This window comes from Archangium lansingense (assembly GCF_026626635.1).
Taxonomy (GTDB): domain Bacteria; phylum Myxococcota; class Myxococcia; order Myxococcales; family Myxococcaceae; genus Archangium; species Archangium lansingense.
Genome location: NZ_JAPNKA010000001.1, coordinates 8,588,401 through 8,602,138, shown reverse-complemented (window position 1 = coordinate 8,602,138; position 13,738 = coordinate 8,588,401). Strand labels below are relative to the sequence as shown.

The following is a 13,738-nucleotide window of genomic DNA, read 5'->3' as shown; positions in this document are numbered from 1 at the left end:
CTTCTGCCAGGCGCTCCACCTCGGGGATGGGGCCGGAGACGACGCAGCGGCCCGGCGCGTTGAGGGCCGCCAGGGACAGGTGGCCGGAGAGCAGCGGGCGCACCTCCGCCTCTGACAGTCCCACCGCGAGCATGGCCCCCGGTGCCATCCCCTCCATCAGCCGCCCGCGCGCCACGGCCAGCTTCAGCGCGTCTTCCAGCGAGAAGACTCCCGCCAGGCACGCGGCCACGTACTCGCCGTAGCTGTGGCCCAGCAGCGCGTGAGGCGTCACCCCCCAGCCCATCCACGTCCGGGCCAGCGAGTACTCCACGGTGAAGAGCGCGGGCAGGGCCACGCCGGTGCGGGACAGCAGCTCACGGGCGGTGGCTTCCTGGCTCGGCTCCGGCATCAGCAGCGTGCGCACCTCTTCGCGCAGCGGCGCCTCCAGCAGTCCGAGGCACAGGTCCACATGCGCACGGAAGTCGGGCTCGGCTTGGTACAGCTCGCGGCCCATGGCCACCTGCTGGGCGCCCTGGCCGGGGAAGAGGAAGGCCACGCGCAGGCGGCGGCCCGCCTCCACGTCGTCCAGCTCCACGGCCGCCGAGGGTTTGCGCAGGCGCTGCACCAGCTCGGCCGCGTCCCGGGCCACCACGGCCCTGCGGTGCTCGAAGCCCCTGCGGCCCACCGCGTGTGTGTAGGCCACGTCCACCAGTGACAGGTGCGGGTTCGCTTCCACGTGCGCCGCGAGCCGGGTGCCCAGTGCGTCCAGCGCCGCGGGGGTACGCGCCGACAGCAGCACCACCTGATGAGGACGGAGGCTCGGCTCGCTCCGCTGCTCGGGGGCCTCCGCGAGAATGGCGTGAGCATTGGTGCCGCCAATGCCAAAGGAGCTGACGCCCGCGCGCCGAGGCACCGGGCCGCGCTTCCACTCCCGTGGGGCCGTGTTGACGAAGAAGGGCCCGAAGTCGATGGAGGGGTTGGGCTGCTCGAAGTGCAGGCTGGGGGGAATCTCCTCATGGCGCAACGCCAGCGCCGTCTTGATGAGGCCCACCAGGCCCGCCACGGTGTCCAGGTGGCCGATGTTCGTCTTCACCGAGCCGATGGGAATGGTGCCCTTGTGCTCGGCGCCCAGGCCGTAGGCGCGCTGGAGCGCGGAGATCTCGAGCGGATCCCCCAGCGGCGTGCCGGTGCCATGGGCCTCCACGTAGCCCATGTCCTCGGGCCGCAGGCCGGCATGCTCCAGGGCTCGCTGGATGACGGAGGACTGCCCCTGCACGCTGGGGGCGGTGTAGCCGGACTTGAGGTGGCCATCGTTGTTGATGGCCGAGCCCTTGATGACGGCATAGATGGAGTCCCCATCCCGCACGGCATCGGACAGGCGCTTGAGCACCACCGCGGCCACACCGTTGCCCGCGACGGCTCCCTGGGCGCGCGCATCGAAGGCGCGGCAGTGTCCATCCGGCGAGAGGATCATCCCCTCCTGGTAGACGTAGCCCGTGCGCTGGGGGAGGGCGAGGCGCGTGGCGCCCGCGAGGGCCACGTCGGACTGGCGCTGCCGCAGGCTCTCACAGGCCATGTGCACGGCCACCAGGCCCGTGGAGCAGGCCGTGTACACCATGAGGCTCTCGCCGGTGAGCCGCAGCTTGTAGGAGGCCTTGGTGGCCATCCCCTGGTGCGTCGCGTTGGTGCCCGCCTCGAAGAAGGCGGCGGGATCCAGCGGCACGTTCTTCTGCACCACCTGCGAGTAGCCGGAGTCCATGGCACCCGCGTACAGCGAGATGAGGCCCTGGGTGCGCTCCGGATCGACACCGGCGTCCTCCAGGGCGCTCCAGGCGGTCTGCAGGAAGAGGCGTTGCTGCGGGTCCATCCACTGCGCTTCACGCAGGGAGATATCGAAGAAGCCGTGGTCGAACTTGTCGGCGTCCTCCAGCACGCCTCCAGCAGGGACGAACTGGGGGTGCTGCCACTGGAACATGCCCTCGGGGAGTCCGGAGATCGGCTCCAACTCCTCCGGAGAGAAGCGGGAGATGGATTCCACGCCCTGGCGCAGGTTCTGCCAGAGCTCCTCCACGGTGCGTGCCCCCGGGAAGCGGCCGGACATGCCGATGATGGCGATGTCCTCCGGGCCGGAGCGCTCGGCGGTGCGAGCCTCCTGTTGCTCTCGGGGTGCTGGAGCCTGCGGGGTCCCCGAGTCCATGCGCCGGGCCAGGTCGCTGATGGTGGGGTGCTCGAAGAGCCAGGTCACCTGCACTTCGCGTCCCAACTCCTCGCGCATCCGGGCCGCGATCTTGATGACCGACAGGGACGTGCCGCCGAGCTTCTCGAAGAAGTGGTCGTCCACGCCCACCTGCTCGATGCCCAGCTCCTGGGACCAGATGGAGACGAGCTGCCGCTCCAGCGGGGTCGTGGGCTCCACGAAGTGGCCGCCGCGGCCGGTGGAGGAGACGTTGGGCGGAGGGAGGGCCTTGCGGTCGACCTTGGAGCTGGAGGTGAGAGGGAGGGCCTCGAGGCGGACGAGCGCCGAGGGCAGCATGAAATCGGGCAGGCGCTGCTTGAGGAAGGAGCGCAGGGCCGGGGTGTCGAGGTCCTGGGAGTCGCTGGTGACGTAGGCGACGAGGCGCTTGTCACCGGGAGAGTCCTCGCGGACGACGGCCACGGCCTCGCGCACCTCGGGGTGAGAGAGGAGGGCGGCTTCCACCTCGGGCAGTTCGATGCGGTAGCCACGCAGCTTCACCTGGGAGTCGACGCGGCCGAGGAAGTCGAGGGTGCCGTCGGCGCGCCAGCGGGCGAGGTCGCCGGTGCGGTAGAGGCGCTCGCCCAGGGAGGAGGAGAAGGGATTGGGGATGAAGCGCTCTGCGGTGAGGTCCGGCCTGGAGGTGTAGCCGCGAGCGAGGCCCTCGCCACCGATGAAGAGCTCGCCGGGGACGCCGGGGGGAACGGGCTGGAAGGAGGCGTCCAGTAGGTACACCTGGGTGTTGGCGATGGGGGAGCCGATGGAGACGGAGGCACCAACCTGCTCGGGCTGAGTGAGCAGGAGGCTGGAGGCGATGACGGTGCCTTCGGTGGGGCCGTAGCAGTTGGCCAGAGGAATGCGCAGCTGCTCGAGAACGCGGCGTGCGTGAGGAGCAGAGACGACGTCACCGCCGGTGAGGAGCTGGCGCAGACCGCGAAGGCCGTCGAGCTTGTGGTCGACGGCGAGGGAGAGCAGACCTGCGGACAGGTAGAGCGTGGAGACGTTGTGGCGGGAGAGGACCTGGGAGAGCAGCTCCAGGTCACTGGGAGGCAGGGGCGGGAAGACGACGAGACGGCCGCCGAAGATGAGGGTGCCCCAGACCTCGAGCGTGGTGGCGTCGAAGGAGATGGGGGAGTGGTGCAGGAAGCTCGTCTCGGGCCCGAAATGAGCGAAGCGGGCACCGTGGAAGAGACGAACGACGGAGCGATGCTCGATGGCAACGCCCTTGGGCCTGCCGGTGGAGCCGGAGGTGAAGTTGACGTAGGCGAGGTTGCGCGAGGTGACGCCGGAGTCCGGAGAGGACGTGGGCAGGCCCTCCAGGCTCAGCTCGTCCCAGAAGAGGCAGGGCAAGGAGTCAGGGAGGGTGAGGAGGGAGCGCAGGGCTCGTGAAGTGAGCAGCAGCCGGGGAGGAGCGTCCTCCAACATGAAGGCCAGGCGCTGAGCCGGGTAGGTGGCATCGAGCGGGACATAGGCGCCACCGGCCTTGAGGATGGCGACGAGGGAGACGATGAGCTCCAGGGAGCGCTCGAGGCACAGGGCGACGAGGGAGTCGGGCCCCACGCCGTGAGAGCGCAAGAGGTGGGCGAGTTGGTTGGAGCGCGCGTCCAGCTCACGCCAAGAGAGGCGCTGCTCGCCGAACTCGACGGCGATGGCGTCGGGGCGGAGGGAGGCTTGCTGCTGGATGAGATGGTGGATGCAGGCGTCGCGGGGGTAGTCCTGCTGAGTCTGGTTCCAAGCGACGAGCACCTGCTCACGCTCGGCCTCGGGGAGCAGAGGCAGCTCGGCGAGAGGAGCCTCAGGGCGGGAGAGGGCAGCCTCCAGGAGGACCTGGAAGTGGCCCATCATGCGAGAGGCGGTGGAGTGCTCGAAGAGGTCGGTGGCGTACTCGAAGACGCCGTGGAAGCCCTGGGGAGAGGAAGAGAGGATGAAGCTGGCGTCGAACTTGGAGACGCGGTTCTCCACCTCGAGCGGACGCAGGGAGAGGCCCGGGAGCGCCAGCTCGGGCATGGGCGCGTTCTGCAGGGCGAACATGACCTGGAAGAGCGGAGAGCGGCTCAGGTCACGCTGGGGCTGAAGCTCCTCGACGAGCTTCTCGAAGGGAACGTCCTGGTGAGCGAAGGCGCCGAGGGTGGTTTCGCGCACCTGCTGCAGCAGCGCGCGGAAGGAGGTGACACCCGCGAAGCGAGCACGCAGGACGAGGGTGTTGACGAAGAAGCCGATGAGTCCCTCGAGCTCTGCATGCCGGCGGCCTGCGATGGGAGAGCCGACGCTGATGTCGTCCCGATTGGAGTAGCGGGAGAGCAGGAGCTGGAAGGAGGCCAGCAGTGCCATGAAGGGCGTGACCCCCTCACGCTGGCAAAGCTGGAGGAGGCGCTCGGAGACGTCCTTCGAAAGCTGTACGGGAACCCGTGCGCCGCGGAAGGACTGGACGGAGGGCCGAGGCTTGTCGGTCGGCAACTCCAGGGCATGGGGCGCCCCGGCGAGCTGCTGGCGCCACCAGAGCAGCTGCTCGTCCAGCACCTCGCCTTGCAGCCACTGCCGCTGCCAGGAGGCGTAGTCGGCGTACTGGATGGGAAGCGCTGGGAGGGGAGACGCGAGGCCGTTGGCGAAAGCCTCGTAGAGGGCCGCCACCTCTCGCACCAGCACGCCCGCGGACCAACCATCGGAGACGATGTGGTGCATGTTGAGCAGCAGCACATGCTCGCTGGCAGAGAGCCGCAGCAGCTCCACCCGGAAGAGTGGGCCGGTGGCCAGATCGAAGGGACGCTGAGCCTCCTGCTCGGCACGCTGGAGGAGCTCCGCCTCGCGCGCTGAGGCGGACAGAGTGGAGAGATCCACCTCCCCCAGCGACAGCGAGGACTCGGGGAGGATGAGCTGGATCAGGCCCTCGGGGCCGGAGCGGAAGACGGTGCGCAGGGATTCGTGACGGCGAACCACTTCGGCGAGGCTGCGGCGGAGCACGTCCACCTCGAGGGAGCCCTCCATCCGAAGCGCGAAGAAGACGTTGTATTCGGCGCTCAGGGGGTGGAGCTGATCGAGGATCCACAGCCGCATCTGCGCGAAGGAGACAGGAAGCGCTTCCTCCCGAGGCATCGGGCGCAGCGGAGGAGCCGCGGGGAGGCGCTGCAGGAGGGCACTCTCGAGCTGGCCGGCGAGCGCCGCGAGCGTGGGGGACTCGAAGAGGACGCGCAGGGGGAGCTCGAGGCCGAAGGCCGAGCGGATGCGTGAGACGAGCTGGGTGGCCAGCAGGGAGTGGCCGCCGAGCGAGAAGAAGTCGTCGTGGATGCCCACCTGCTGCAGGCCCAGCACTTCGCTCCAGAGGGCGGCGAGCCGCTGCTCGAGGTCATTGCGAGGAGCGACATAGGCCTGGAGGCCGGCGGAGGAGAGGTCGGGCGGAGGAAGGGCCTTGCGGTCGACCTTGGAGCTGGAGGTGAGAGGGAGGGCCTCGAGGCGGACGAGCGCCGAGGGCAGCATGAAATCGGGCAGGCGCTGCTTGAGGAAGGAGCGCAGGGCCGAGGTGTCGAGGTGCTGGGAGTCGCTGGTGACGTAGGCGACGAGGCGCTTGTCACCGGGAGAGTCCTCGCGGACGACGGCCACGGCCTCGCGCACCTCGGGGTGGGAGAGGAGGGTGGCTTCCACCTCGGGCAGCTCGATGCGGTAGCCGCGCAGCTTCACCTGGGAGTCGACGCGGCCGAGGAAGTCGAGGGTGCCGTCGGAGCGCCAGCGAGCGAGGTCACCGGTGCGGTAGAGGCGCTCGCCCGGGGAAGAGGAGAAGGGATTGGGGAGGAAGCGTTCGGCAGTGAGGTCCGGTCTGGAGGTGTAGCCGCGAGCGAGGCCCTCGCCACCGATGAAGAGCTCGCCGGGGACGCCGGGGGGAACGGGCTGGAAGGAGGCGTCCAGCAGGTACACCTGGGTGTTGGCGATGGGGGAGCCGATGGAGACGGAGGAGCCAACCTGCTCAGGCTGAGTGAGCAGGAGGCTGGAGGCGATGACGGTGCCTTCGGTGGGGCCGTAGCAGTTGGCCAGAGGAATGCGCAGCTGTTCGAGCACGCGGCGAGCGTGGGGGGCGGACATGACATCGCCGCCGGCGAGGAGCTGGCGCAGACCGCGGAGGCCGTCAAGCTTGTGGTCGACGGCGAGGGAGAGCAGGCCCGCGGAGAGGTAGAGGGTGGAGACGCCGTGCCGCTCCAGCACCTGCGTCAGCAGGTCCAGGTCGCTGGGAGACTCGGGCGGGAAGACGACGAGGCGACCACCGAAGATGAGGGTGCCCCAGACCTCGAGCGTGGTGGCGTCGAAGGAGATGGGGGAGTGGTGCAGGAAGTTCGTCTCGGGTCCGAAGTGCGCGAAGCGGGCACCGTGGAAGAGACGGACGACGGAGCGGTGCTCGATGGCGACGCCCTTGGGCCTGCCGGTGGAGCCGGAGGTGAAGTTGACGTAGGCGAGGTTGCGCGAGGTGACGCCGGAGTCCGGAGAGGACGTGGGCAGGCCCTCCAGGCTCAGCTCGTCCCAGAAGAGACACGGCAACGATTCGGAGATGGGGAGCTGCGAGCGCAGGACGCGAGAGGTCAGCAGCAGCCGGGGAGGAGCATCCTCCAGCATGAAGGCCAGGCGCTGAGCCGGGTAGGCGGCATCGAGCGGGAGGTAGGCGCCACCGGCCTTGAGGATGCCCAACAGGGAGACGATGAGCTCCACGGAGCGCTCGAGGCAGAGGGCGACGAGGGAGTCAGGCCCCACGCCATGGGAGCGCAGCAGGTGTGCGAGCTGGTTGGAGCGCTCTTCCAGCTCACGCCAGGAGAGGCGCTGCTCGCCGAACTCGACGGCGATGGCGTCGGGGCGGAGGGAGGCCTGCTGCTGGAGGAGGTGGTGGATGCAGGCGTCGCGGGGGTAGTCCTGCTGGGTCTGGTTCCAGGCGACGAGCACCTGCTGGCGCTCGGTCTCGGAAAGCAGAGGCAGCTCGGAGAGAGGATCCTCGGGGCGGGAGAGGGCAGCCTCCAGGAGGACCTGGAAGTGGCCCATCATGCGAGAGGCGGTGGAGTGCTCGAAGAGGTCGGTGGTGTACTCGAAGGTGCCGTGGAAGCCGTTCTCGGAGGAGGTGAGGACGAGGGTGGCGTCGAACTTGGAGACGCGGCTCTCCACCTCGAGTGGCCGCAGCTTCAGCCCCGGCAGCGCCATCTCGGGCATGGGCGCGTTCTGCAGGGCGAACATGACCTGGAAGAGGGGCGAGCGGCTCAGGTCACGCTGGGGCTGGAGCTCCTCGACGAGCTTCTCGAAGGGAACGTCCTGGTGCTCGAAAGCATCGAGGGTGGTGGAACGGACCTGGGAGAGCAGGGAGCGGAAGGAGGTCCGGGAGTCGATGCGGGAGCGGAGGACGAGGGTGTTGACGAAGAAGCCGATGAGGCTCTCGATTTCGGCGTTGCGGCGGCCGGCAATGGGCGAGCCGACGCAGATGTCGTCCTGGTGGGAGTAGCGGGAGAGCAGGAGCTGGAAGGAGGCCAGCAGGGCCATGAAGGGCGTGACCCCCTCACGCTCGCACAGCTGAAGGAGGCGCTCGGAGAGGTCCTTTGAAAGCTTCACGGGGAGCTGTGCGCCGCGGAAGGACTGGACACCCGGGCGAGGCTTATCCGTGGGGAGCTCCAAGGCTTGAGGCGCCCCAGCGAGCTGCTGCTTCCAGTATGCGAGTTGCTGCTCGAGCACCTCGCTCCGCCATTGCCGCTGCCAGACGGCGTAGTCCGCGTACTGCACCGTCAACTCAGGCAACGGAGAGGACTTGCCCTGGAGATGGGCCTCGTAGAGGGTCGCCATCTCCCGCACCAGCACGCCCGTGGACCAGCCATCGGAGATGATGTGGTGCATGTTGAACAGCAGCACGTGCTCACTCTCGGAGAGCCGCAGCAGGTGGGTGCGGAGGAGCGGACCCGTGGACATGTTGAAGGGGCGCTGTGCGTCCTCCTGGGCGAGGCGGAGCAACTCCGCCTCTCGTTGCTCGGAAGGAAGGCCCGAGAGGTCTACCACCTCCAGGGGGAGCAAGAGGGAGGGGGCGATGACCTGGAGGGGCTGACCTGCCTCGGAGCGGAAGGTGGTGCGCAGGGACTCGTGGCGGCGCACCAACTCCTGGAAGCCATGGCGGAGCGCGGCGAGGTCCAGGGTTCCCTCGAGCCGGATGGCGGCCGGGAGGTTGTAGAGAGGGCTCTCGGGCTCGAGCTGATCCAGGAACCACAGCCGCTGTTGGGCGAAGGAGAGGGGCAGCGGGCCGCTCCGGGGCGCCGGTGCCAGCGGGGGGAGCGGTGAAGAGCCACTGGCCTGGACGGCGGCCTCGATGTGCGCCGCGAGGCCATGCACAGTGGGGGCCTCGAAGAGAGTGCGCAGCGGCAGTTCGACGCCAAAGGTGCCGGGCAGTCGCGCCATCACCTGGGTGGCCAGCAGCGAGTGGCCGCCCAGCTCGAAGAAGTCATCCAGCGCGCCAATCCGCTCTACTCCCAGCAGCTTGCTCCAGACGCGGGCGAGCGCCTCCTCCACCGGCGTCCGCGGGGCCACGTACTCCGCGCGCAGGGAGGGCCGGGCGCTGTCCGGAGCCGGAAGCGCCTTGCGATCCACCTTGCCGTTGGGCGTCAGTGGCAGGGCCTCCAGGGCCATGAAGGCCGAGGGCACCATGTACTCGGGCAGCCGCTTGCGCAGGAAGTCGCGCAGGGCCGCGGTGTCCAGGCCAGAGGCCGTGGACGTCTCCAGCACCACGTAGGCCACCAGGCGCGCGTCGCCAGCGCCGTCCGTGCGCGCGGACACCACCGCCGTCCGCACACCCGGGAACCGGCCCAGCACCGCTTCCACCTCGCCCAGCTCGATGCGGTAGCCGCGCACCTTCACCTGCTGGTCCACGCGGCCCAGGAACTCCACCGTTCCGTCCGCGCGCCACCGCGCCAGGTCTCCCGTGCGGTACATGCGCGTCCCGGGCGTGCTCGCGAACGGGTCGGGCAGAAAGCGCTCGGCCGTCAGGGCGGAGCGCTCCAGGTAGCCGCGGGCTACGCCCGTGCCACCGATGTACAGCTCTCCCGCGACACCCACCGGCACAGGCTGGAGCCGTGCATCCAGCACATAGAGCGACGTGTTGGCGATGGGCGTACCGATGGGCACTGGCCCACCCTGCGCGCCCACGGTGTGCGTGGAGGACCAGATGGTGGTCTCCGTAGGGCCGTACATGTTCACCAGGTCGCCACCGCGCAGTGCTCCGCGAAGCTGGGCCGCCAGAGCCTCCGGCAGGGCCTCACCACCCACCATCAGCCGGTGCAGGGCCGCGAGCGACTCCAGCCCATTCGTCTCCATCAGCAGGGCGCGGGCGCGCGAGGGCGTGAGCTGCAGGTGCGTGACGGAGTGTCGGCGAATCTGCCCGGCGACCTGGCCTTCCTCCTGCTCGGTCTGGAGGATGACTTTGAAGCCACGGCACAGCGTCCACAGCAGCTCCAGCACGGAGATGTCGAAGGAGATGCTGGTCACCGCCAGCCACGTGCCCGCGGGCGAGGCGCCGAGGCGCGCGTCCATGCCCGCGAAGAAGTTGGCCACGTTGCGCTGCTGCACCATGACGCCCTTGGGCGTACCGGTGGAGCCGGACGTGTAGATGACGTAGGCGAGGTTCTCGGGACGGGCGCTGACGGACGGGACCGCATCACCCGGCACGGAGGCCAGGTCGGCGGCGTCCAGGAAGACGCGCTGGACGTCCTGGGCCGGAAGCGTGTCCGCCAGGTGCCGCTGGGTGAGCAACACCCTGGCTCCGGAGTCGCGCAGCATGAAGGCGAGCCGCTCCGCCGGGTACGACGGATCCAACGGCACGTAGGCGCCGCCAGCCTTGAGGACACCGAGCAGTCCGGCCACCAGCTCCAGCGAGCGCGAGGCGCACAGGCCTACGCGCGACTCCGGTCCCACGCCCAGTGCACGCAGCTGGCGGGCCACGGTGTTGGCCCGCGCATCCAGCTCTTGGTACGTCAGGGCTGTGCCTCCACACACCATCGCGACGGCGCCCGGGGTGCGCGCCACCTGCGACTCGAAGAGCTGCGCGAGCGAGGACTCCCGCGCGAAGTCCGCGGTGGTGTCGTTCCACTCCACCAGGACCCGGCGCTGCTCCTCGGTGGTCAGAAGCGGCAGCGCGCTCAGGCGCTGCTCCGGGGCCGCCAGAGCACCCGCGAGCAGCACGTGCAAGTGGCCCACCATGCGCTCCATGGTGCGGGCCTCGAACAGGTCCGTGCTGTACTCGAGCGTGCCGGTGAGGCCCTCCGCCGTGTCCGTCAGGGACAGGGTGAGGTCATACTTCGCGGCGGGAGACTCCACCTCCAGCGCGCGCAGGGACAGGCCCGGCAGCGACACGGAGGGCAGGGGGTCCTGCTGGAGCAGCAGCATCACCTGGAACAGGGGCGAGCGGCCCAGGTCACGCCGTGGACGCAGCTCCTCCACCAGCTTCTCGAAGGGAACATCCTGGTTCGCGTACGCGCCCAGCGTCACCTCGCGGACCCGGCCGAGCAGCTCGCGGAAGGTCATCTCCCCGAAGAGCTGCGTGCGCAGCACCAGGTTGTTGATGAATGCGCCCACGAGCCCCTGCAGCTCGCTCCGGCGGCGGCCAGCGATGGCCGTACCCACGCTCACGTCGTCCTGGCCGGAGTAGCGGTGCAGCAACGTCTGGAAGCCAGCCAGCAGCATCATGAAGGGCGTGACGCCCTCGCGCCGGGCAGTGGCCTTCAGCGCCTCGGCCAGCTCACGCGGCAGGAGCACCGGCACACTGGCGCCGCGGAAGGACTGGGACGCCGGACGCGGGCGGTCCGTGGGCAGCTCCAGCGCGCTCGGGGCGCCCGAGAGCTGGCGGCGCCAGTACGACAGCTGTGAGTCCAGCACCTCACCGTTCAGCCACCGCCGCTGCCACAGCGCGTAGTCCGCGTACTGCACGGGCAGCTCGGCCAGGGGCGAGGGGCGGCCCGCGGCCAGCGCCTCATACAGCGCCGCCGTCTCCCGCACGAGCACGCCCATGGACGTGCCGTCTGAGACGATGTGATGCATCGTCAGCGCCAGCAGGTGCTTGCGCTCGGACAGCGGCAGCACCACCACGCGCATCAGCGGACCCGTGACCAGGTCGAAGGGCCGCCGCGCCTCCGCGTGAACGCGGCGCAGGGCCTCGGCCTCGCGCTCCTGCTCGGGGACGTCACGCAGGTCCACCACCTGCACCGGCATCGCCCCGGTCGGAGAAATCACCTGCACCGGCTGGCCATCCTCGGTGGACACAGTCGTGCGCAGCGACTCATGGCGGCGGACGAGCTCCGCGAAGCAGCGCTCCAGCACGGCCACGTCCAGCGTCCCCTCCATCCAGACGGCGGCGGGGATGTTGTAGACGGGGCTGCCGGGCTCGAGCTGCTCCAGGAACCACAGGCGCTGCTGCGAGAACGACAGCGGCACCGCCCCCGAGCGCTCCGTACGCACCAGCGCCGGAGTCGCCGCATTTCCCTGGGAGGAGGTCCGCGCCGCGAGCAGCTCCTGTGCCAGCGCGCGCGGAGTGGGGCCGCGCAGCAGAGACTCCATGGGCAGGGCCACGCCTAGCGCGTGCTCGGCGTCGTTCGCCAGTTCGGCGGCGCCGAGCGAATCCAATCCGTACCGGGTGATGGGCTGCTCCACCTCCACCACCTCCGGGCGCACGCCCGCACGGGCGGCCACGCGCTCACGCAGCCACGTCTCAATGGCCTCGGCGGTGTCCAGGGCGTGGGGCGTCGCCGTGGACTGGGCCTGAACGGAGGCCGCGGCCACGGGCGCCTGCTCGCGCCACGCCAGCACTTCCTTCAGCTCACCCGCGAGCCACGCCGCACGCGTGCCCTTGCGCTGAATCTTTCCGCTGGACGTCTTGGGAATGCTGCCGGGCTCGATGAGGACGAGCGCGTGCAGCTGCAACTCGTGCACCTCGGCCAGCTTCTGGCGCACCACTCCCAGCACCTCGTCCACGGACGCGAGCTGCCGGCGCGGATCCACCTCCTGCACCAGCACCAGCCGCTCCTCGCCCTCCACCTCCACGGAGAAGGCGGCACCGCATCCCGGTCGCAGCGCCGGGTGGGCCTGCTCCGCCGTCAGCTCCAGGTCCTGCGGGTAGTGGTTGCGCCCGCGCAGGATGAGCAGGTCTTTGAGCCGGCCGGTGACGAAGAGCTGGCCGTCCTCGCGCAGGAAGCCCAGGTCTCCCGTGCGCAGGAAGGGTCCCGCGCCATCCGCCGTGTGGGCGTGGAAGTCGCGCTTGGTCTCCTCGGCGCGGCGCCAGTAGCCCTGGGCAACGCTGGGCCCCTTGACCCACACCTCGCCCACCTCACCGGGAGAGCAGGGCCGCAGCGTCTCCGATTGCACCAAGAGCACCTGCTGGTCCTGCAGCGAGTAGCCGCAGCCCACCAGGGTCTGACTGTGTGCCTGCTCCGGAGGTGCCACCACGGCATGGCCCTCACTCAGCCGGTGCGTGTCCAGGGACTGGATCGCCGGCGCGGTGCCCACCTGGCCACCAGAGACGATGAGGGTGCCTTCGGCCAGGCCGTAGCACGGGTAGAAGGACTCGCGGCGGAAGCCGCTGACGGCGAAGGCCTGGGCGAAGCGCTCCAGCGTCTCGGGGCGAATGGGCTCGGCACCGCAGAAGGCGACTTCCCAGTGGCTCAGGTCCAACGCCTGGCGCTCGGCCTCGGTGCTCTTGCGCACGCACAGGTCGAAGGCGAAGTTGGGGCCTCCACTGATGGTCCCCCGCGTGCGAGAGACTTCTTCCAGCCAGCGGAGCGGGCGGCGCAGGAAGCTCAGCGGCGACATCAGCGAGGTGGAGAAGCCCCCGTACACCGTCCCGAGGATTCCGCCGATGAGGCCCATGTCATGGTACGGCGGCAGCCAGATGACGCCCGCGCTGCCCTCGTGCATCCGGAAAGCGCCGTGGATGAGTCGGAGGTTGTGCAGCAGGTTGCCGTGACTCAGCATCACCCCCTTGGGCGTGCCCGTGGAGCCGGAGGTGTATTGGAGGAAGGCCAGCGAGTCGCCCCGCAGCTCGGGCTGCTTCCAGCTGGCCTCCGCGCCTTGGGGCAGCTCGTCCGTGGCCACCCAGCGCAGGCCGCGCAGGTCCGGCGCGGACTCGAAGAGCACCTCCGCCATGGAGGTGATGAAGGACGGGGCGAGCACCACCGAGGCCTGGGCGTCATGGATGAGGGCGCGCAGGCGCGGCAGGGTGCGCTCCAGACGCGTCGGATCCGGCGGGTAGGCGGGGACGGCCACCACGCCCGCGGCCAGGCAGCCGAAGAAGCCGGTGACGTAGTCCAGCCCAGGTGGGTACAGGAGCACCGCTCGCTCGCCTGCTGCCACCTCTTGCTGCAAGAGGGCCCCAAGCCCGCATGCTCGCTGCCACAGCCCCGCGTAGCTGAGCTCAGACGATTCGCCTTCGGCGTCCTCCAGGAAGGAGAACAGGCGTCTCTCTCCGTGCCGCGTGGCGCGCTCTTCGAGCAGCTCGAGCAGCGTCGAAGCACGGGAGACAGGCGAGGGGAACGTCAT

1 protein-coding gene (cut by a window edge) is annotated in these 13,738 nt (G+C 69.8%); it reads right to left on the bottom strand.

Features of this window, described 5'->3' with window-relative positions:
- Positions 1 to 13,738, bottom strand: the beginning of a protein-coding gene (locus tag OV287_RS34080) for a non-ribosomal peptide synthase/polyketide synthase (RefSeq protein ID WP_267538215.1). 22,943 nt of this gene lie to the left of the window's left edge; only the first 13,738 of its 36,681 coding nucleotides appear in the window; the start codon lies at positions 13,736 to 13,738; its stop codon lies beyond the left edge, outside the window.